Here is a 21,143-nt window from a genome sequence, read left to right on the forward strand (position 1 = left end):
GGTAGAGCTTGAATTGGTAGAGCTTGAGTCGGTAGAGCTTGAATTGGTAGAGCTTGCACTCGCCATTCAACGCCCATTCAACCCAAAGCCAATCAAACTCAATACCCAATACAATACCCAATACAAAGGGGCCGTCGCGATCGCAACGGCCCCCTCAATTTCGTGGCAATCTCTAAACCAACTCAGCCATTCCAGCCCAAAACCGGGGTAGGAGCTGAATCCTCAAGGTTTAGTAGGTTTCCACGTGCCAGCGCTCTTCCTTGCGCATCTGCTTCTGATAATCCGCCCAGTTCACACCAAACTTAGACGCGGCCGCCGACATCCCCTCATCAATGCCCGGCTCCATACCGCGCAGACCGCAGATGTAAACATGGGTATTGGGTTGTTGCACCAACGCCCACAGCTCATCCGCATTTTCCTTAATGCGGTCTTGGATGTACATCTTGCCGCCTTGGGCGTTCTTCTGTTCCCGGGAAATGGCGTAGGTGATCCGGCAGTGGTCAGGGTTTTCCGCCTGCATTTTTTCCAGATCGTCCTTGTACAGGACGTTGCCGGTATAAGCCACACCAAAGAACAGCCAAGCAAGACCCTTGAATTGGTAATCCGGGTTGTTTTCCTTAAACATCCGCCACAGGAAGGCGCGGAACGGTGCAATCCCGGTTCCAGTCCCCATCATGATGATGTTGGCACTCGGATCCACGGGCAACAGCATTTCCTTGCCCACGGGCCCCGTGATGGTCACGTCATCGCCGGGCTTCACGTTGCAAAGGAAGGTGGAACAAACCCCTTCAACCCGCTCGCCCGCTTCGTTGGTGTAAACCAATTGGCGAACACAGAGGGAAACCGTTTTGTCATCGAGCAAGTCACCATGCTGCGTCGAGGCGATCGAGTACAAACGCAGCTTGTTGGGTTTGCCGTTCTTGTCCGTTCCGGGCGGGATAATACCGATGCTTTGGCCTTCCAAATAGCGCAGGTTGCCGCCGCTCAGGTCAAAGGTGATGTGTTGCACCACCCCTTCGCCACCTTCGCGCACCAGACCTTCATTGGAAATCACCTTGCCCGTGAAGGGATTTTTGGGCTTGTAGGTGTTGACCGGTACATTAGTGGGGAAAATATGCTCATGGCTGACGGCGGCGGGCGGCTCGGCCGGAGCACTAGGGGTCGGTTCCGGAGCGGCGGCGGCGGCCACCGGAGCGGCTGGGGTCAAGCCATCATGGCCCGAATCCACGGTCACCGCCACAATGTTGACGATTTTGCCCCCGAGCCGAGCGATGCGACGCATGAAATCATTCATGCGGCTGTAGGGCACGTTAAAGAACACGCTGCCACTCTTGCGAATCGCGTAACCGTTTTTATCGGATTCACTGCTTTGACGTAACCCGGTTACTTCGTAACGAAATACGCGGTTTCCGGCAGTTGTGTTGCTGGCGCTCCCGGCTGCACTGGGACTATACATGACTTGCTATGACTCTAATCAACGTTTAGGAGTGGGTTTCGATCTGCAAAGATTTTAGCCCCTCTGATGCAAGGCCTTCGCTGGGATTCGAGAAACGGTTGCGCTTGCGGGGGCAATGGCAGCTCGCTGGCCAGGTAAAGAATGGGGCGATCGGCCAGGCAAGACCCCCATTAACCTAAACTTGCACGAACGATATCAGTCTGATACGCTACTGACGGTTCGCTTGGTAAAAATACTTAACGAACTATTAATTTTAGACAACGTGCTCGTTAAACAACTTGTGCGATCGCAACGTTGCGGTTAACGCTTGCGGAAGTTGCTTGGGGAGCACTGGTTTCCAGCAATCCTTTGGTCACCAATCCCCTGGTAACCGGCTTCCGGTAATGCCTTTCGGCAATGCCCTGCTTCCGGTAATGCGTTGATGACCGATCGCGGTTTCGTTATTTCGCAACGGTAACTTCGCAACGGTCACCCAGCAATTGACGAAACAGTTCGATCGGCCCCGGCCCTGCACATCGCTGGTCGCAGCGATCGCGACAGGTCAATGGCCGCTTCATTGGGGTCTCGAATCAGCACTTGCTGCCCTCTCCTTTGGAGATCATCAATGGCCGATTCATTTCCCAAAGCAACGGTTCTCGGTGTAATTCATGCCCTTGGGGTTCATGCCAAATAGAGCGCAGACCCGATGTCGTGCATGATTTTGATCGAGTCGCTTTGATCGTGCATCAATTGACTGCGATAATTGCAGGGATTTTCTTAGGCGTTGTTCGCTGCCGAGCACGCCACACATCCCAGCCAAAGTGTCTAGTGATATAGAGGAAACTTATGACCAGCAAGCCAGATCGCGTCGTCTTAATTGGTGTGGCCGGCGATTCCGGGTGCGGTAAATCGACCTTTTTGCGTCGCCTAGAAGACTTGTTCGGCGCAGAGTTAATGACCGTGATCTGTCTGGACGATTACCACAGTCTAGACCGCAAGCAACGTAAGGAAGCGGGTGTGACGGCTCTGGATCCGAGAGCCAATAACTTTGATCTGATGTATGAGCAGATCAAAGCCCTTAAGAATGGCGAAACCATCAATAAGCCCATCTACAACCACGAAACCGGCCTGATCGATCCGCCGGAAGTGGTACACCCCAACCACATTGTGGTGATTGAGGGCTTGCACCCGCTCTATGACGAGCGCGTTCGCAGTCTGTTGGACTTTAGCGTCTACCTCGATATCAGCGATGAGGTGAAAATCGCTTGGAAGATTCAACGCGACATGGCTGAACGGGGTCACACCTATGAGGATGTGCTGACCGCGATCGAGGCCCGTCGTCCGGACTTTGAAGCTTACATTGACCCGCAAAAGACCCACGCCGATGTGGTGCTGCAAATTCTGCCGACGCAGTTGATTGCCAACGACGAAGAGCGCAAGATCCTGCGGGTGCGGATGATGCAGCGCACGGGTGTTGAAGGATTCGAGCCGGTGTATCTGTTTGATGAAGGCTCCACGATCCACTGGACTCCCTGCGGCCGCAAGCTGACCTGCTCTTACCCCGGCATGAAGCTGTTCTATGGGCCTGACACCTACTACGGCAACCAAGTTTCGGTGCTGGAAGTGGATGGCCAGTTCGAGAATCTCGAAGAAATGATCTACGTAGAGAGCCACCTGAGCAACACCTCTGCGAAGTACTACGGCGAAATGACGGAGCTGTTGCTGAAGCACCGTGACTACCCCGGCTCGAACAATGGTTCGGGTCTGTTCCAAGTGCTGACGGGTCTGAAGATGCGGGCGGCCTATGAGCGTTTGACCCAAAAGACGCTGGTGGGTGTGGGTCTGTAAGCGTTCTGAATTCTGGCCTCGAAGCTGGTTCGAGACTAGGCTGAGGAAACAGATAGAAACCCGCCTCGAAGCAGGTTTGGAAACTCAATTTCTGGATCCTTTTCGTTGAAATCCGGGGATCTGAAACAATTTGAAGATAATGGTGGGGATGTTCCATGGGGACATCCTCCTTTTTTGTCGATCGGGATGTCGATCGGGGTGGAGATCGAAGTGGCGATCAAGGTGGTGATATTGGATTGATGATTTTGTTGATTAAGCTAGGACATGAGCGCAGGACAAACTGGACGCAGCGAGGCTGATGGGCTGACCAAAGCCTGATAAAAGGGGTTGGGGCCGCGCGATCGGGTTGCCCAACGGCCACAAAGGAACGAAGCGAATGGGTTTGGTGGGAGGACAGACAGGCGATGGCATCGGCGGCAGCCCAAGGCGGTTGTCGTTGCGTTGGCTGCTGGGGCTGGGGGTGGTGCTGCCGGTGGGGGTGGCGTTGGTGATTAGCCAAGGGATCTACGGCTGGCAGGTGCGCGATTTAAGCGATCGCACGGCCCAACGATGGCAGCAGGTGTTGGGGGCCCGGGCTAGCGATCGACTGGTGAGCCACTTGCAAGGTGCAATTCAGCTTAATCAATCCTTGGGCGATGGGGCCCGCTGGGGCCAGTGGGCCCAAAGTCCCCAAGACCTGGAGCGTTGGCTGTGGCAACAGTCCCAGCGGTCGCGGTCCCTGCGATTTGCGGCCTTTGGCCGAGACAATGGGGCCCTGACGGCGGTGGAGCGCACGGAAACGGGATCTTTGCTGCTGTGGGCTGCGCCGCCGAAACCGAATCAGGGGCTGGCCATTTACAACACCAACAGCCAAGGAGATCGATCGGGTCTGCTGCGCAGCCAGGGCGATTTTGCGATCGAGCGGGAGGCTTGGTTTCGGGCAGCCACCTTGGCGGGCCGGCCCACTTGGTTTCTGTGGCCCCTGAGCGAACAGACGGCAACCCCGATCGCGGCGATCGCGGAGCCGGTGGTGGGGGCCGATGGCCGGCGCTTGGGGGTGTCGGTGTCGGCGGTGTCTTTGCAACCGTTGGGGGTGGAACTGGCCCAATTGGGGGATGTGGATGTGGCGGTGGTGGATCGATCGGGGCAACTGTTGGCCCTGAGTGAGCGATCGACCCAGGCCGGTCAGCCGTCAGCCCGCAATCGCTGGCCCCTGTTGTTGGAGCGTTGGCAGCAGGCCAGCGGCCCCTTGGAACAGTGGGATGGGGAGCGATCGACCACAATTCGCCTGGGCAACCAAACCTATCGCCTTTGGGCCCAACCCCTGAAGAATCCGAATTTACCTAACTGGGTGGTGTTGGTGGCCGCCCCGATCGATAGCCTCAGCGATCCGGGTAGCAATGCCCTCACCGTCGCCGTTCTTTTCCTTTCCCTGGGCTGTGCCCTGGGTGTGGCCTGGTTGTTGCTGCGGCTGATTGAGCAGCCCTTAGCCCGGTTTGCCCAAACGGCCCAAACCATGGCCAGCGGTCACATTACGGGGCCCATTGAACCCACGGGACTACGAGAGCTAGATGAAGCGGCCCGCCAAGTGCGGCTGATGATGCGGGAGTTGCGGGCGGCCATGGCGGCCTTTGAGCGCGATCGGGACACCCTCCAAGAACGCATCCGTGAACGCACCAGCGCCCTCAGCCTTTCCGAAACCAAGTTTTCCAAAATCTTTTACGCCAGCCCCAGCGGCATTTGTCTGATGCAACTGGATAACAGTTGTGTTTTGGACTTCAACGACAGTTTCCTCGACATTTTTGGCTATAGCTTCGAGGAAATGATGGGCTTTGCCAGCATGGAATTCAACATCTGGCTGCGAGCGGAAGATCGCCTGGCCGTGATGCAGGCCCTGCAACGGGGCAGCAGCATCCGCAACCAGGAAATTCCAGTCCGCACTAAGGGCCGAGATATCCGCACGGTGCTGCTGTCGGCGGAGTTGCTCTACCTCCACGGAATGGAATGCGCCCTGTTGGTAGTCCATGACATCACGGACTACAAAGGCCTAGAAGAAGACCTGCGCTATTCCCAACAGCGCCTGGAGGAAATGGAGCGGCGGCGGGCCTTGGCGCTGTTGGAGGTGTCCCGCGATGAGTTGCGATCGACCCTAGAGAAGCTGGAAACGGTTCTTGGCTCCGTACGCGATGCCCTCGTTTGGACGGATCCAGCGGGCAAGGTGCAATGGTGTAATCCTGCCTTTGAGCGGTTAGTCCAGCAGTCCCATGAGCAAGTCATTGGCCAAGATTTAATTGACTGCTTGCCTCTGATCCATCGTGGCAAACAACTGCCCGCACCTCTGCATCCGGTCACCCGGGCGTTGGAAATCGGTTCGGGCAACACGGCTTATGAATTTCACAACTCAGCAGGCGATCGCTATTCCCTGGAAATTGCTTGGTCTAATGTGACGCTACCGGATCCCGACGGCGCACCCAACCACAACCAAACCAGTGCCGTTCTGGCGATTCGAGACATCACCGAGCGCAAGCGGCTGATTGCCGAGGTGCTGCGGGCCAAGCGCTTCATCGACGGCATCATTGAACATATTCCGTTGGCGGTTTATGTCAAGGATGTGCGGCAGAATTTCCGGTTTGTGCTCTGGAATCGAGCCAGCGAAAAGCTCTTTGGCATTCCGCGCGATCGGGCATTGGGCAAAAACGCCGATGATTTGTTTCCCATTAAGCGAGCCACCACCATCCTGGAACAGGACGTGCAGGCCGTGGAAGAACGGCGCGAGCTGGAAATTCCCGAAGAGCAGGTGACTGGGCCCAATGAATCCCTGGTGTTGCGCACGGTGAAAGTGCCGCTGTTTGATCCCAACGGAGGCGTGGCATATCTGCTTTGCATTACGGACAACATCACCCAGCGCAAACAGGCGGAACAGGCCCTCAGTGAAAGCCAAGCCCAATTCCGAATGCTGACGGAACAGGCCAGCGGCGACCTGATGTTGGTGCATGACGTGCATGGGCAGATTTTGGATGCGAACCAACAGGTTTGCACCGTGTTGGGCTACTCCAAGGCGGAGTTGCTGCAAATGAATGTGCGGGCGATCGACACCCTGGCTTCCTTGGATCAGCACGATCGAATCTGGGCCATGATGAAACCGGGGCAACCCGTGACCGTAGAAGGCATGTATCGCTGCAAGAGCGGCCGCACTTTGCCCGTGGAAACCCGGGTGGGAATGCGCGAATCCCAAGGCCAGAAAATTTTCCTGGCGATGGCCCGGGATGTGACCGATCGCAAGCAAATGGAAGAGGCCTTGCAACGGGCCGAAGAAAACTACCGCAGCATTGTGGAAAACGCGGTGGAAGGGATTTTTCAGTGCGCCCCCCATGGTCAGTTTTTGGGGGGTAACCAATCCTTGGCCAAGATGTTTGGCTTTGACTCGATCGAGGAAATGCTCGGCCCCTTGGGCTTAAACCGCACCCGCCGATTCTATGTAGATCCAGAACGATGGGGCAGCTTCCTCACGGTCATTGCAGATCGAGGCACGATCTATAACTTTGAGTCGCAAGTGTTCGATCGCGATGGCGATACCTTTTGGGTTTCCGAAAATGCCCGCACGGTGTTTGATGGGGATGGGCGACTGCTGTATTACGAAGGCACAATCCAAAACATCACCGAGCGCAAACAGGCGGAAGAAGCCCTGGTGATGGAGCAAGAAAAGTCCGATCGCCTGTTGTTGAACATTTTGCCCAAGGCGATTGCCGAGCGACTCAAACAGGGCGAAGGATCCTTGGCGGAACAATATGCCGAAGCAACCATTCTGTTTGCCGATTTGGTTGGTTTCACGCCCGTTTCTGCCCAAATGCGCCCGATCGAGCTGGTGAACCTCCTCAATCAAATCTTCTCCACCTTTGACCAACTGGCCGAAAACCACGACCTCGAAAAAATCAAAACCGTCGGGGATGAATACATGGCCGTGGGCGGCTTGCCCGTCCCCAAGCCCGACCATGTGCAAGCCGTGGCCCAACTGGCCTTGGACATGCAAGCGGCCATCTCCAAATTCACCACCCCCAGTGGCAAGCCTTTCCAAATTCGGATTGGGATCAACACCGGCTCCGTGGTGGCCGGGGTGATTGGCATCAAGAAATTTGCCTACGACCTGTGGGGCGACACGGTGAACGTGGCCAGCCGCATGGAAACCCAGGGGGAACCCGGCAAAATTCAGGTTACCGAAGCGGTTTACGAAATTTTGCGCCAAGAATTCCTCTTAGAGCCGCGCGGTGAACTGGAAGTCAAAGGACGCGGCATGATGACCACCTATTGGCTCTTAGGTCGTAAACCCCAATCTCAAAGCGAAACGGATGAGGCTGAGGCCATGTCTATTTTTAGCAATTAGCAATGAATAGCAAACAAGCGGGTTGGCCAATGGCAAATAATGAATAAATCATTGGCAAATCATTGGCAAGTTAATCACTAGTAAATGGCTGGCGATCAAGGCGCTAGTCACGAGTCGATGATCGCTGGTTCATGCTTGCAATGTTGCTGTCACGAATGAATCGCAATCATGGTTACCAGCAAACGGCAATGATTAGCAGTTACGAAGCCATGATGGAGCAATTCTGAGTGACAGTTCATGAACTTGAGTCTTCCTTTTCAAAGAATTTGGGTTATGAAGGATAAGGAACGGTAGTCTGAGTGATCACCGAGGTATTTTCAGCCATCTCAGGTATTGATCAGCACCGATTCTGATAGGCGATCGATCCATAGGTAATTTCCCTGATGGCCCCGATCGCCCCAATGCTTCCCCTCCCCAGAACGCTACTTTCTAGAAGGCTTGCCCATGTCTTGTGTTGCATCTCGTGAATACAAAGTAATTTTGCAGGCTAATCAATTTACCGATCGAGCGGCTGGAGTCGATCGATTTTGGTTAGTTGTGCGCAACCTCGCAGAAGGTTTGGGTCTGAAGGTGACAGGCGAACTCAGCGAATTGGTGAAGCGAGAAGTGGTGTTTTTGGACACACCAGAACATGACCTGCTCGACACCGGCTACATCGTGCGCCGTCGGGTGGAACTGAAGGCTGGCAAACCCGCCCGCACGAAGGTGATGCTGAAGTATCGATCGCCCGATCGCTACATTGCCTGGGGTGCAGATGTTTCCACCCCCACGCTCAAGGGCGAAACCAAATTTGAAGAGGACATTGTTCCCCCCTTCCGCAGTCAGTTTTCCCATTCCACGAGTGCCGTTGTGGAATCAGCAAATTGGACAACGATCGGGGACTTGGCCACCAACTTCCCGGGGGTTGATTCCCTGGAGCTATCGGCCAGCAAACCCTTGACCGTTGTGAATCAGTTTGTTGCCAAAGAGTTTGTGCAACGCGGGGCGATCATTGACTTTGGCAAACAGGATGCAGAAGTGGCCCTCACCGCCTGGTATGTAGACCCCGATCGCCAAAAGCAGCCTTCAGTGGTTGAGTTTTCTTTTGCTTACGGAGAAGACGCGGAAAACTTCTCCGCCCGCAGCGCTCTCCGGGCCAAAAAACTGTTTGATGGACTCCAAGCCCTCACCGATTGGTATGACCCGAAGGCGATTACTAAAACACAGTTTGCCTACCAGTTTTCGGGCTAGTTTTCTGGTTGGTTTTTGGTTGTCTGGTTGGTTTTCTAGTTAATCTTCTGGTTGGTCTTCTAGTTAATCAGCCAAACTCATTCACCAGAAAGATAATTGGCTGGCAAATCAGTTAATTCACATCAGTTAATTCACACTGAACTGGCGCTGAATTGATGGTGATTTATTCTGAGTTTGCACTTGTGAATGAGTTACCGATGAACTAGCTGACAATAGACTAGTTACTAACCAACAAGTCACTAACCAACAAGTTGCCAACCAACAAGTTGCCAAACACCCCATCTTTCCAATCACTGACAAGGCTCATGGAAACGCTCGATGCTGGTTTGCAGTTCCTTTATGGTTGGATGCCCATCCTAGCGGCCCTCGCAGGCATCTGGATTTGGCAACGCTATGGCCAATTGGGTTGGGGTTTGTTTGGCACGATCGCCCTGTTGCAATTCGTTGCTCCCTACGTTTGGCCAGCGGTGGCCCTGGGCGCTTCTAACGATCGCGTGAACTGGTTTGCGATCGCCCTGGTGTCGTTTTGGTCTGCTGGCATTTGGCAACAATTCCAAGAACAACGGGCGAAAAAGTTGGATGTTGAATCTGCTCCCGATCGCCCCGCCCTCGATGCATCCAGTCACTCTGATGAGTCTTGATGCCCAGAAGCAATGCCCAGAAGTAATGCCCAGAAGCAATACGCAAAAGTGATGCCCAAAAGCATCAATCCTTTTTCAACCTCCCTCGCGGTCCCTTGGCTTGACCACCGCCTAACACCATGTCTGCCTCTGCCAGTTTCCTTAGCCCCGATAAACGTCAGCGAAAGATTCGGTATATCCTGTGGCTGACGCTGCTGCTGAATCTTTTGGTGTTGGTGATCAAAGCCCTCGTGGGTTGGGCCACCGGTTCCCTGAGCCTGTTGGCCGATGCCCTGCACAGCGTGACGGACAGCGCCAGTAATGTGCTGGGGTTGGTCACCAGCCAGCTCGCCGATCCTCGCCCCGATCGGGAACATCCCTACGGTCACCAAAAATACGAAGCCCTGGGAGCCTTGGGGATCGCTGCGTTTTTGGGAGTGGCTTGCTTTGAAATTACGCAAGGGGCGATCGAGCGATTAACCGGCCAGGGCGAGGCCGTGAACGTCTCCGGCCCTGCGATCGGGCTGACCGTGCTGGTGTTGGGGATCAATATTTTGGTGGCCCTCTACGAACGCCATTGGGGCCAAAAGCTCCACAGCAACATTCTGCTAGCCGACGCTCGCCACACCATGGGTGACGTATGGATCACGATGACCGTGATTGGGGGGTTATTGGGCGTTTGGTGGGGACAGCGCTGGCTGGATGTGGCCCTGGCGTTCCCCGTGGCCCTGTTGGTGTTCAAGAGTGGCTGGGATGTGTTGCGATCGAACCTGCCTTGGTTGATTGATGCCATGGCTGTTCCCCCCGAAGAAATTCACAGTCTGGTGATGAGCGTGCCGGGTGTGGTCAATTGCCACGACATCGCCTCACGGGGCGTATTGGGGCGGCAAGTCTTTATGGAAATGCATTTGGTGGTGGAGGCGGAGGACGTGCGCCGGGCCCACGACATCACGGAAGCGGTGGAGTCAGCCCTTTGCGATCACTACCATCCCGTGCGCATGACCATCCACGTGGAACCCAACGGTTATCAGAGTGATCAGTTGACCTACAGCATGGACTCACTCACCCATAAGGAAGTTTAAAGAAGATTTAATAATTGGTTAAAAATCCTGAGTTTTCCACAAGAGCGGCCGAGTTTTCCACAGAAAATGTTTAGTTTTCCACAGGATAACCGTCCCCGCATCAACGAATTGAGCGGGGAAATTGGGGGGCGATCGGTTTAATTGGGGAAATTTCGTTAAGCTGAAGGATTTGCTTTGGAGAGCACCTGGTTCGATCGACCTCAAGGGATCTCGATCAAGCTCCGTGAATCGAGGTCAATCGAGATTAATCAAGGTCGATCGAGCTAACCCCTAATCAGCCCTATTCCCACTCGATCGTGCCCGGCGGCTTGGAGGTCACATCATAGACCACCCGGTTGACCCCTTCCACCTCGTTCACAATCCGGTTGGAAATGGTCTCCAGCAAATCGTAGGGAACCCTGGCCCAATCGGCGGTCATGCCGTCTTCGCTGGTCACCATCCGCAGCACGATCGGGTAGGCATAGGTGCGCTTATCGCCCATCACCCCCACACTACGCACGGGCAACAACACCGCAAACGCCTGCCAAACGTCGTTGTAAAGGCCGGCGCGGTTAATTTCTTGCCGCACAATCAAATCCGCATCCCGCAGAATATCCAGCCGCTCATCGGTGATTTCGCCCAAGATCCGAATGGCCAAGCCCGGCCCGGGGAAGGGCTGCCGCTTCACGATCTCTTCGGGCAAGCCGAGGGCCCGGCCCACCTTGCGTACTTCATCTTTGAACAGCTTCCGCAGCGGTTCCACCAGCTTGAAGCGCAAGTTGTCTGGCAACCCGCCCACATTGTGGTGACTCTTGATTTTCACGGCAACGCGCTCGCCGGTTTTGGGATCCATGTTGGTGTCCGCCGACTCAATCACGTCGGGGTACAGGGTTCCCTGCGCCAGGTAATCGAAGGGGCCCAAGCGGGTGGATTCTTCTTCAAAGACGGCAATGAATTCATGGCCAATGATTTTGCGCTTCTGCTCAGGATCGGAAACTCCATCCACAGCATTGATGAAGCGGCGACGGGCGTTGACATATTCCACGGGAATGTGAAATTCCTCTTGGAACAGCTTCAACAGTCGCTCTGGCTCGCCTTTGCGCATGAAGCCCTGGTCAATGAACATGCAGGTGAGGTTGTCCCCGATCGCCTTGTGCAGCAAAAAGGCCAAGGTGGAAGAATCAACCCCGCCCGACAGGGCCAACAGCACCCGCTTATCGCCCACGCGGGCCCGCACTTCGCGCACGGACTCTTCCACAAAGGCTTCCGTGGTCCAGGTGGGTTGGCAATGGCAGATGTGATAAACAAAGTTGCGAATTAGGGCCGCGCCTCCGACGGAATGCACCACTTCCGGGTGGAATTGCACGCCGTAGAGTTTGCGTTGGTGATCGGCGATCGCGGCGCAGGGGGTGTTGTCCGTGTGGGCCAAAACCTCAAACCCGCTGGGCAACTGGGTGCAAGAATCGCCGTGGCTCATCCACATGGTGGAACCGTCTTCCACATTGGTGAGCAAGTCGGTGGGATCATCCACAAACAGGGCCGCTTTGCCATATTCGCCCCGATCGGCTGCTTCCACGAGGCCGCCCAACTGCTGCACCATCAACTGCATTCCGTAGCAAACGCCCAGCACAGGAACGCCCAGGTTCCAGAGTTCCGGGTCGCACAGGGGCGCACCATCGGCATAGACGGAACTGGGGCCGCCAGAGAGAATGATGCCCTTGGGGCTAAGTTGCCGCAGTTGCTCTGCGGAGGTGCGATAGGACAGAACTTCGGAATAAACCTGGGTTTCGCGAATCCGACGGGCAATCAGTTCGGAATATTGGGAGCCAAAGTCCAAAATGGCGATGAACTGGCGATTGACTCGGGAGTCAGGCGCAGCGACGGTGGGCGATAGGGTTTCGGTAGTCACGGGTCGTCAGCGAGAAGGTAGACGGAATAGCATATCGGACAGCCTCGCTGCCAGCGGCCATTTTGATGAAGAAATCAATAGGGGCGATCGGGCTAGGCCAGTCAGTTACCGTGACTGCCAAGGCAGGATGCTGCGGCCCGACGCTAGGTTATGAAAACTGGTTGATCCGAAAAATCCGCAAAGTCCGAAAGATTGGACTCAGGATTGGACTCAGGATTGGACTAAAAAATTTATAAATTGCGGCGGCTGAATGGAAGGCCCTGAGCTGGCGAATCGTTGGCTGGCAACGAAGACACCAAGCGCGATCGACCAAACCGAATGAAGCGGGCGGGCGATCGGCGGCGGCTCAGTCCACGGCGGACAGCGCGGGCACAGCCAGCCCTGAGGGGCTAACGAGCCAAAAGAAGTGTACCAACCTAGATGGCCGTTGAATGCCCCGATGATAACCCATGGGGCGGATGAATGAACCAAGTAAACCGGTTAAGGATAACCCATTAGGTATGAACGAACCCGTCAAGAAAAAGCACGGATTTTGGTCGAGATCCTGAATAATGATTGGCCACATCGCCACGAACAAGTTCGTCAGGAACTGGGTTGGGCACTTATGGCCGCTGAAACGATTGATTATCTGCGCATCAGTTTGATTGACCGCTGCAACTTCCGCTGCCAGTACTGTATGCCTGAGGGAACAGATTTGCAGTTTGCGTTGCAACAGGATTTGCTGACCGATGGGGAGTTGCTGCTGTTGTTGCGGGAAGTGCTGATGCCGGCGGGGTTTCGGCGCTTTCGACTCACGGGGGGAGAACCCCTGTTGCGGCCGGGGGTGGTGGAAATTACCCAGGCGATCGCGCAGTTTCCAGAAACCCTAGACCTGTCCCTCACCACCAATGCCTTTTTGCTGAAGGATTTGGCCCAACCGCTCTACGACGCAGGATTACGACGGATTAATATCAGCTTGGATTCCCTGATTCCAGAAACCTTCGATGTCATTATTGGGAATCGGGGGCGATCGCGCTGGCAACAGGTTTGGGATGGAATCCAAGCGGCTCACCGGGTGGGCTTCGATCCGCTGAAGCTGAATGTGGTGGTGATCCCGGGCATCAATGACCAAGAGGTGGAAGCCTTGGCCGCCCTGACGCTCGATCGCCAGTGGCATGTGCGGTTCATTGAGTTCATGCCGATCGGGAATCAGGATCTGTTTGCCGATCGGGGTTGGATTGATTCAGAGCAGTTGCGCCAACGGATCCGATCGCGCTGGGGCCTGACCACGGGTTGGGTCACCGGCAATGGCCCCGCCGATGTGTTCCAAATTCCGGGGGCCAAGGGCACGATCGGCTTCATTAGCCAAATGTCTGAATGCTTCTGCGATCGCTGCAATCGAATGCGCCTTTCGGCCGATGGCTGGTTGCGCCCCTGTTTGCTGAATGAGTCGGGGCAAATTGACCTCAAAAGCCAACTGCGATCGGGCGTTGACCTCCAGGACTTGCGGGCCCAAGTCAGCCACCTGATCCAAGCCAAACCAGAGATCAACTTCAAAAATCGCGAATCAGGAACCACCGGACGCTACGCCCGTACCATGTCCCAGATTGGTGGCTAGGGGCAAACTGAAAACAGCCAGCTAAGATTGGAATCAGCCATTACCAGCCATTACTAAGATTCCATTTCTATTGCCCAGAAGCGGCGAGATCCAGGGCAGTCAGACCATTTCAGGGCGCTGGCTCCCCGCTGATCTCACCGTTGCCAACCTCGCCCTTGGAACCTGTGGCACTCCTTCTCTCGTCCAAAACTCCTATCGCAGGGTGTAATCACCCCGTCAGGCAATGCAGGTGCAAGCCAGTGCAACACACGCTGGAGAACCAGTCATGAGCGACCCTCAGAATAAAACGCCCACTCGGAACCCATTGGCAACCCGAAGCGCAGTTGCCATGCTGCTATGCGGTGGCATTGCCCTCTCCCTGGCCCCTGCCCAGGCCGCCTCGATCGCAGGGCCCGCTTTCCCCAACACCGAAAACCGGGGCGGCCCCAACCGCACGATCGGGGGTGGCACTCGCTTTGGGGCACCTCGCTCCGGGCTGCGGTTTCCCCAAACGGAAGATCGCGGCGGCCCCAATCGCACCACTGGCGGTGGCACTCGAGGCGGTGAATGTATTGCGGCCACGGGGCCCAACTTGACCCTGTTGTTGCCCCAAAACCAGTCAGGCCAAGCCACCAGCGCCAACCCAACAGTCTTCGTTTACGTGCCCTCCACGGTGGTCAAAACCGCAGAGTTGGTGGTGGCCGATCAAGACGGCAATTTGATCGATCGCCAGGCCGTGCCGCTCACCGGCCAGGCAGGGATCTTAAAAATTTCCCTCCTCAGCCCTGGCAAGGCGCTGCAAACGGGCAAAACCTACAACTGGGCTTTTTCGATTGTTTGTGACCCCAGCGATCGAGCCAGCGATGTGGCCGCGATCGGGGAAGTGAAACTCGTGGCCCTGCCGGACAGCGTTAACCGCCGCCTCAGCGCAGTCCGCGATCCCTTCCAACGGGCCCAAGTCCTGGCAGAAGCACGCCTGTGGTACGACACGTTGGCCACGGCCATTGCCCTCCAAACCACCCAACCGGATCAATGGCAAAGCCTGTTGGAATCGGTGGGACTGCAAAGCCTCGCCAGCGCTCGACTCCTGAATTAGCCTGAATTAGGTTGCCCATGCCGCTTCCCCCATCCGGTTCTATGGTTAATCGGTAGTCATGAAATCCTGGGCCAAAATGCTCAAACGGTGGGTTTGGCAGTGGCGGGGCGTGCTGCTGGCGGTTCCCACGGCCACCGGCTTCGTTTTGGGAATGCGGGAGGTTGGCCTCCTGCAAGGGCTGGAATGGTTGGCCTATGACCAAATGCTCCAAGCCCGGCCGGCCGAGGCTCCCGATCAGCGCGTGGCAATTGTGGGGATCACCGATGCCGACTTGCAACGGTTTGGCACCACAACCCTGCCCGATGGGGTCTATGCCCAGGCGATCGAACGGTTAAAGGCCATGGGCCCCCGGGCGATCGGGCTGGATATTTACCGTGACTTGCCCCAGGAACCCGGTCACGCCAGCCTGGTGCGCCTGTTTAACAACACGGATTACCTGGTGGGCATTGCCAAGGTGCGGGGGGAAACCGCCGCCGATCGGGTTGCCGCGCCACCCGCCCTGGCCGCCAAAGGGCAAGTGGGCACTAATGATTTTGTGGTGGATGCGGATGGCAAAGTGCGGCGGGTTTTGATTGATACCCAAGACACCGAAAACAACAAAATCTACGGTTTGGGTCTTTACCTAGCCCTGCTCTATCTGGATCCAGAAAACATTGCGCCCGAAATCGTGGCCGCCGAACCCGGAGCCTTTCAGCTCAAAAACGCCATTTTTCGGCGGTTTCGGAGCCATGACGGCGGCTATATTCGGGCCAACGATGCGGGCAATCAACTGCTGCTGAACTATCGCGGCGGGAGTGGCTCCTTTGAAACCGTTTCCTTGCGGGATTTGGTGGATGGCAAACTCCCCACCAACTGGGCCCGCGATCGGGTGGTACTCATTGGCAACATCAGCGAGAGCGGCCGCGATCTATTCCTCACGCCCTACAGCGGCAAACCCCTAGAGCTGCCCCAAAGAATGGCCGGGGTTGAAATCCATGCCCACTTCACCAGCGAAGTAATTGCCGCCGCCCTCGACAATCGCCCCCTCCTCACCACCTGGCAGGAGCCGATCGAGTGGTTGTGGATTGTGGGCTGGGCTGCCATTGGTTCCACCCTGGCCTGGTTGTTGCGACTGCCAGACTCGCGCCGTTGGATTGCCATTTGGGGCATTGGAGGTTCCGGCGGTCTGGTGTTGCTGTTGTGGGGAATTTGCCAAGGGGCCATGATTCAAGGCCTGTGGATTCCCTTTGTGCCGCCCCTGTTGTCTTGGTTGGTGGGAGCGACCATGGTGGCCCTTTACCTGGCCCGCACCGCCGGACAGATCCGCAACACCTTTGGCCGGTACCTGAACAATGAAGTCGTCGCCAATCTGCTGGAAGATCCCGAGGGCCTGAAAATGGGCGGGGAGCGGCGCAAAATCACCATCTTGACCTCCGATTTGCGAGGGTTCACGGCCACCGCCGAACGGTTGCCCCCGGAAAGGGTGATCGAAATCATTAACCTTTACCTGGAAGCCATGGCCGATGCGATCACGGACTTTCAGGGCACGATCGATGAGTTCATGGGGGATGGGATTTTGGTGCTGTTTGGGGCCCCCACCACCCGATCGGACGATGGCAAACGGGCGATCGCCTGTGCGATCGCCATGCAGCAAGCCATGGGCGGCGTGAACGCCAAAATGCGCGAAATGGGCTACCAACCCTTGGAAATGGGCATTGGCATCAACACGGGCGAAGTGGTGGTCGGCAACATTGGTTCCTACAAACGAGCCAAATATGGCGTGGTGGGGGCCCAAGTCAACCTGACCTATCGCATTGAGTCCTACACGATCGGGGGGCAAATTCTGATTACCGAATCGGCCCTTGAAGAAGCTGGCGGCTCCGATTACGTCAAAATCGCTGCCACCCAACAGGTGCAGCCCAAGGGCGTTCCTGAACCGATCACCATCTATGACGTGGGTGGCGTGGGTGCGCCCTATCACCTCACCCTGGAACGGGCCCAGGAAACCTACTACCCAATCGCCCCCCTCCAATTCACCGCTCAGCCCCTGGATGGCAAACATGTCAGCAGTCAGGCTTGGGCCGTTGCCTTGGTGGAACTGTCTACCAAAGGCGGTTGGCTGAAAATCCAAGGGGCAATCAACCCGGCCAGCAAGGCCCCGGCCCCGAACCCCCAGGCCTTAACCAAGCCCCTAACGAATCTCAAGCTGAACCTGGCGGAAGCCTCGGCCCCAGATACCTTGCCCCCAGGCCCGGAAAACCGCGAAGTTTACGTCAAAGTGCTCCCCAGTCCCGATCGCCCGGATCACGTTTTGGTGCAATTCACATCTAAGTCTCCGGCCCTGGGTCAATGGCTGCAATCCCTGGGCGATCGGGCCCAGGCCACAGCCTCAGAATCGAACACCACTGCCCCTCAAGCTTAAAAATCACCGGTTCCCGGCTGAAAAATCACACTATTCTTGCTTCAGCATCAATTCCTCACCCGAGCAACTCAACTACAGTAGTGCGGTCAAATAACGGCTAGTCTGGCTTGATTTCAGCCTCTAGGTTGCTCACCTCTCCCTAACATGAACTGGTTCAAACCCCTTCAGCAAGGCCTTCTGGATTTGCTGCAAACGCCCCTGTTTCAATTGGGCGAAACGGTTATTTCGCTCGGGTTTTTACTGCAACTGGTGCTCTACAGCGCCCTGGTTTACGGCGGTGCGCAAATCATCAAGGGATTTCTGCAAAACCGCCTGCTTGCCAAACTCCGCATTGATGAGGGCAATCGCGGCCCGATCGCCGGCATTGTTAGCTACGGCATCGGCGTTTTGATTTTCGTTGCGCTCTTACAAAGTGCCGGATTTAATCTCAATTCCCTCGCTGTGCCGGCCGGCGCTTTGGGGGTGGGCGTGGGTTTGGGCCTGCAAAACATCACCAAAAACTTTGTGGGCGGCTTAAACCTGCTGTTGGAACGCAAGCTGAAGGTGGGGGATTTCATTGAATTCGATGGGCTGGCGGGTCATGTGGTGGAGGTGGCCCTGCGATCGGCCGTGATTCGCACCCTGGATGGGGCCCATGTGATCGTTCCCAACAGCGATTTAGTGGAAAAACGGGTCATTAATTGGCACTACAACGACCTGGCCGCAAGGCTGCATATCAAAGTCAGCGCGGCCTACAGCAGTGACCCGTTGGTGGTGACGGAATTGCTGTTGGATGTGGCCTATTCCGAGTCCATGGTGCTGGATGATCCGGCTCCCACGGTGATTTTGCTGGGGTTGGGCGATCATGGGCTGGACTTTGATCTGCGGGTTTGGATTCGGGGCTATGAACGGGAGTTTGATGCTCGCCATGCCCTCAACTGCGCGATCGAGTATCGATTTCATCAACAGGGCATTGAAATTCCCTTTCCCCAACGGGATTTGTGGCTTCGGAACCCGGAAGTGCTCTATCCCCTCGGGCGCGGCAGTGATCCAACGGCTGCTATATCCCCTGCACCCTTGGCCCAACGCCAAATTTCCAGCGAAACGCGATCGAGCCTGCTGACGGAAGCCCTGAAACGGGTTCACTACTTTTCGCATTTGAATGATTTGGATCTGCGGCGGGTGATTGAGTGCGGTTATCGTCAGCGCCTCAAGCCAGATGAGCTGCTGTTTCGGGAAGGGGATCCGGGCAATAGTTTTTACATTGTGCTGTCGGGATCGGTGAAGGTGTTTGTGGCGGAGTTGGATAAGCACCTGACGGATTTGGAGGCGGGGAGCTTTTTTGGGGAGCTGGCGCTGATGCTGGGCATTCCGCGCACAGCAACGGTGAGCGCCACTGAGGAAACCTTGCTGTTTGCCATTAATCAGCGGGGGTTCACGGAGTTGTTGCAAAAACATCCCCCGATCGCGGAGGTGATTGTGCGGGAACTGTCCGTGCGCCAAGAGGAATTGCGCGATCGACAGGCCCAGCTTCGGGCCTTGGGTTTGATTGCGGCCGATGAAGATGACAGCAACCCGGTGCAGTGGGTGCGCAAGCGGATTGCTCGCCTGTTTGATTTGGGGCTTTAGGGCTAGTTGTCCAATTGCCCGAAACCCTGATTCCACCGTGACGAGTCGTGGGGGCAAGGGGCTTAAGCCCCTTGTCTGGGGTGGTTAGGGCATGGAAGAGTAGCCGGTTTTGCGTGATCCCAAGACATGACGACTGGCCCCATCCTGACCATGGCTTGGCCCTTGGTGCTGAAAGAGATGAAAGGGAAATCGCTGAAAGAGACGATGCGAAATCTTCCAAAAAAATGTTACGAAAGATGAATAGCGTTAAGCTTGTATGTAGATTGGTTAGTTTCTACTTTGCCTATGTCGGCTCCTACCCCTCCCGATCCCAATCTGCTGAAGACCGTCTTGCAGCCGCTGCTTGAAGATTTTCAATATTGGTTTGGGCGATCGCGCACCTTGCTGGAATCGGAGCGCTTGTCGTTTCTGAGCGATGAGCAACAGGAAAGCTTGCTGGCAAGGGTCAAGCAGGCCCAACAGGAAGTGAGCAGCACTCAGTTGCTCTTTGAGGCCATGGGGGCCCAGGTGGGTGTTGAAACGTCAACCCTCATGCCTTGGCACAACCTAGTTCAGGAATGCTGGCATGTGGCAATGCGGTTCCGGGCTGAACAGAATCCTTCGGGTTCGGCGGGGTAATCGCCTTCTCAGATCATGTTAGAGACTATTTATTTAGAGATCATCCGTTAGGGAGACGACGGCCGTGCTACAGGTGTTGTATATCCTGGCCTTTGCAGTGTTGGCATTCTTGGCGATCGGGAATTTAGTCCGCAATCTCTTCACACTGGGAACTGAGGCGGGCCGCACGGCCGATCGAGTGGATCATTCAGCGCGGGCGGTGGCTCCGGCCCAACCGCCCATCTCGTTGCACCCGGAAATGTTGGACGATCGGGGGCAGCCGATTCGTGAACCCCTGTTGGTGATGAAGTCAATCACGGTTGAAGATGCCCGCAGCCGTCTGGATGCGTTGTTTGATGCTTCGCCGGGAGATTCGTCTAACCCTTCTTCTAACTCTCAACCGACGGATGAGGCTTAAGGATCCACAACGATTGACTCCACCGGTTCTCGGGCAATTTCCGGGCGATCGGAATGGCCGACCTAGGGGTGAGTGGTCTGGGTTCGGCTGGCAGCCATTCAACGGAAAGGGGCGGCGATTTTGCGTACTTTTGGGGGCGATCGGGCTGCTTGGGTGGCCGATCGCGCCGGCCGCTCAGGCCCAAGGGCCATCCCAGCCGCGCCGTCCCCAACCGACCAACCCGACCCGCTCCCGATCGCCCCAACCGGCCCGCAATGCGCCACCGGGCCCGGCACAACCCAAACCAGCCCAGCCCAATGCAGCCCGCAGCCAACAGGCCCAAGCAGCCTATGCCAGGGGAACCACCTTGGCGGCGGCGGGCAAGCTTCAGCAGGCGATCGAGGCTTTTTCAGAATCCCTGCGGCTGAATCCGGCTTTGGTAGAGGCCTATAACGATCGGGCGACGGCCTACGCGGCCCTGGACAATTCCTTGGCGGCCATGGCGGACTACAACCGAGCGATCGAGCTGGATCCTCAATACGCCAACGCCTATTTCAATCGGGCTAATTTGCTGGTGCAACAGCAGGCCTATTTCCGGGCCATTGAGGACTACGATCGCGCCCTGGCGATCGCGGCGGACGATGCGGAGGCCTTTCACAATCGGGCGATCGCCCAAGCGGCCGTAGGCAATTTGCAAGAGGCCGTGGATAACTTGCAACAGGCGGCCCGGTTATTTGCCCGTCGGGGCGATCGCGAGGGCTACGAACGGGCCCTCAACACGCTGCGGCTTTTGCAACCGGCCGAGGCGCTGCCCAATGCCAATCCTACGAACGCTAATCCTCCAAACACCAATCCTACGAACCCGTAACGTTCAGGCGGCACAACCCCTCGCCCCCGTCCGGCGCGATCGCCAATTGAGCTAGCCAACCTAGTAGCGCGGCTGCCCTAATTTGCTGGGTCAACTTACATGGCTGCTACCGTCACCTGATCGTTAAGCAGCAAGGG

At 56.3% G+C, this 21,143-nt stretch carries 15 protein-coding genes; 13 read left to right on the plus strand and 2 right to left on the minus strand.

Features of this window, described 5'->3' with window-relative positions:
* On the plus strand, window positions 1-211 hold a 211-nt coding region (locus AMR42_RS21040), incomplete at its 5' end, for a hypothetical protein (protein ID WP_234406590.1).
* Between the two features lie 18 nt (window positions 212-229).
* Here AMR42_RS21040 and petH read toward each other — a convergent pair.
* Window positions 230-1,456 carry a ferredoxin--NADP reductase gene (petH, locus tag AMR42_RS04300; protein WP_099532238.1) on the minus strand — a complete coding sequence of 409 codons (1,227 nt, stop codon included), beginning with the start codon at window positions 1,454-1,456 and terminating at the stop codon, window positions 230-232.
* A gap of 825 nt (window positions 1,457-2,281) precedes the next feature.
* Between petH and AMR42_RS04305 the strand changes: the two genes are divergently transcribed.
* From AMR42_RS04305 to AMR42_RS04325, 5 genes are all read left to right on the plus strand, one after another.
* The gene (locus AMR42_RS04305) at window positions 2,282-3,283 is read left to right on the plus strand and encodes a phosphoribulokinase (protein WP_099532239.1); all 1,002 of its coding nucleotides are present in this window, start codon (window positions 2,282-2,284) and stop codon (window positions 3,281-3,283) included.
* Window positions 3,284-3,659: 376 nt separating this feature from the next.
* Window positions 3,660-7,643, plus strand: coding sequence for a PAS domain S-box protein (locus tag AMR42_RS04310; RefSeq protein WP_099532240.1), 3,984 nt, complete (start codon window positions 3,660-3,662; stop codon window positions 7,641-7,643).
* A 444-nt stretch (window positions 7,644-8,087) separates the two neighbouring features.
* Entirely contained in the window at window positions 8,088-8,873 is a 786-nt protein-coding gene (locus tag AMR42_RS04315; RefSeq protein ID WP_143472928.1) for a hypothetical protein, read from the plus strand.
* A 305-nt stretch (window positions 8,874-9,178) separates the two neighbouring features.
* Window positions 9,179-9,514 (plus strand): hypothetical protein, encoded by a 336-nt coding sequence (locus AMR42_RS04320; RefSeq protein ID WP_099532242.1) that lies wholly within the window; start codon window positions 9,179-9,181, stop codon window positions 9,512-9,514.
* 119 nt (window positions 9,515-9,633) lie between these two features.
* Complete coding sequence (locus tag AMR42_RS04325; RefSeq protein ID WP_099532243.1) at window positions 9,634-10,575, plus strand: cation diffusion facilitator family transporter; 942 nt, start codon at window positions 9,634-9,636, stop codon at window positions 10,573-10,575.
* A 280-nt stretch (window positions 10,576-10,855) separates the two neighbouring features.
* Here the strand turns inward: AMR42_RS04325 and guaA are convergent, their stop codons facing one another.
* Window positions 10,856-12,463 (minus strand): glutamine-hydrolyzing GMP synthase, encoded by a 1,608-nt coding sequence (guaA, locus tag AMR42_RS04330; protein WP_099532244.1) that lies wholly within the window; start codon window positions 12,461-12,463, stop codon window positions 10,856-10,858.
* 604 nt (window positions 12,464-13,067) lie between these two features.
* Between guaA and moaA the strand changes: the two genes are divergently transcribed.
* The 7 genes from moaA to AMR42_RS04365 all read left to right on the plus strand — a co-directional run bounded on the left by moaA (window position 13,068) and on the right by AMR42_RS04365 (window position 21,006).
* Window positions 13,068-14,060, plus strand: a complete 993-nt coding sequence (moaA, locus tag AMR42_RS04335) for a GTP 3',8-cyclase MoaA (RefSeq protein WP_099532245.1) — start codon at window positions 13,068-13,070, stop codon at window positions 14,058-14,060.
* A gap of 328 nt (window positions 14,061-14,388) precedes the next feature.
* The gene (locus AMR42_RS04340; RefSeq protein WP_158234350.1) at window positions 14,389-15,135 is read left to right on the plus strand and encodes a DUF928 domain-containing protein; all 747 of its coding nucleotides are present in this window, start codon (window positions 14,389-14,391) and stop codon (window positions 15,133-15,135) included.
* A gap of 58 nt (window positions 15,136-15,193) precedes the next feature.
* Entirely contained in the window at window positions 15,194-17,536 is a 2,343-nt protein-coding gene (locus AMR42_RS04345; RefSeq protein ID WP_099532247.1) for a CHASE2 domain-containing protein, read from the plus strand.
* 144 nt (window positions 17,537-17,680) lie between these two features.
* Window positions 17,681-19,144 carry a cyclic nucleotide-binding domain-containing protein gene (locus AMR42_RS04350; RefSeq protein WP_099532248.1) on the plus strand — a complete coding sequence of 488 codons (1,464 nt, stop codon included), beginning with the start codon at window positions 17,681-17,683 and terminating at the stop codon, window positions 19,142-19,144.
* 285 nt (window positions 19,145-19,429) lie between these two features.
* On the plus strand, window positions 19,430-19,762 hold the full coding sequence (locus AMR42_RS04355; protein ID WP_099532249.1) for a DUF2605 domain-containing protein: 333 nt from the start codon (window positions 19,430-19,432) through the stop codon (window positions 19,760-19,762).
* A gap of 64 nt (window positions 19,763-19,826) precedes the next feature.
* On the plus strand, window positions 19,827-20,159 hold the full coding sequence (locus AMR42_RS04360; RefSeq protein WP_099532250.1) for a DUF2973 domain-containing protein: 333 nt from the start codon (window positions 19,827-19,829) through the stop codon (window positions 20,157-20,159).
* Between the two features lie 13 nt (window positions 20,160-20,172).
* Complete coding sequence (locus AMR42_RS04365; protein WP_158234351.1) at window positions 20,173-21,006, plus strand: tetratricopeptide repeat protein; 834 nt, start codon at window positions 20,173-20,175, stop codon at window positions 21,004-21,006.
* Window positions 21,007-21,143 lie beyond the last annotated feature (137 nt).

The sequence above is a fragment of the Limnothrix sp. PR1529 genome (assembly GCF_002742025.1).
In the GTDB taxonomy this organism is placed as follows: Bacteria; Cyanobacteriota; Cyanobacteriia; order CACIAM-69d; family CACIAM-69d; genus CACIAM-69d.

Bases quoted from the DNA above. Each gene is read 5' to 3' on its own strand.
- petH (WP_099532238.1), bottom strand. From the start codon at position 1,456: ATGTATAGTCCCAGTGCAGCCGGGAGCGCCAGCAACACAACTGCCGGA.
- AMR42_RS04315 (WP_143472928.1), top strand. From the start codon at position 8,088: ATGTCTTGTGTTGCATCTCGTGAATACAAAGTAATTTTGCAGGCTAAT.
- AMR42_RS04340 (WP_158234350.1), top strand. From the start codon at position 14,389: ATGCTGCTATGCGGTGGCATTGCCCTCTCCCTGGCCCCTGCCCAGGCC.
- moaA (WP_099532245.1), top strand. From the start codon at position 13,068: ATGGCCGCTGAAACGATTGATTATCTGCGCATCAGTTTGATTGACCGC.
- AMR42_RS04355 (WP_099532249.1), top strand. From the start codon at position 19,430: ATGTCGGCTCCTACCCCTCCCGATCCCAATCTGCTGAAGACCGTCTTG.
- AMR42_RS04305 (WP_099532239.1), top strand. From the start codon at position 2,282: ATGACCAGCAAGCCAGATCGCGTCGTCTTAATTGGTGTGGCCGGCGAT.
- AMR42_RS04325 (WP_099532243.1), top strand. From the start codon at position 9,634: ATGTCTGCCTCTGCCAGTTTCCTTAGCCCCGATAAACGTCAGCGAAAG.
- AMR42_RS04310 (WP_099532240.1), top strand. From the start codon at position 3,660: ATGGGTTTGGTGGGAGGACAGACAGGCGATGGCATCGGCGGCAGCCCA.
- AMR42_RS04320 (WP_099532242.1), top strand. From the start codon at position 9,179: ATGGAAACGCTCGATGCTGGTTTGCAGTTCCTTTATGGTTGGATGCCC.
- AMR42_RS04345 (WP_099532247.1), top strand. From the start codon at position 15,194: ATGAAATCCTGGGCCAAAATGCTCAAACGGTGGGTTTGGCAGTGGCGG.
- AMR42_RS04350 (WP_099532248.1), top strand. From the start codon at position 17,681: ATGAACTGGTTCAAACCCCTTCAGCAAGGCCTTCTGGATTTGCTGCAA.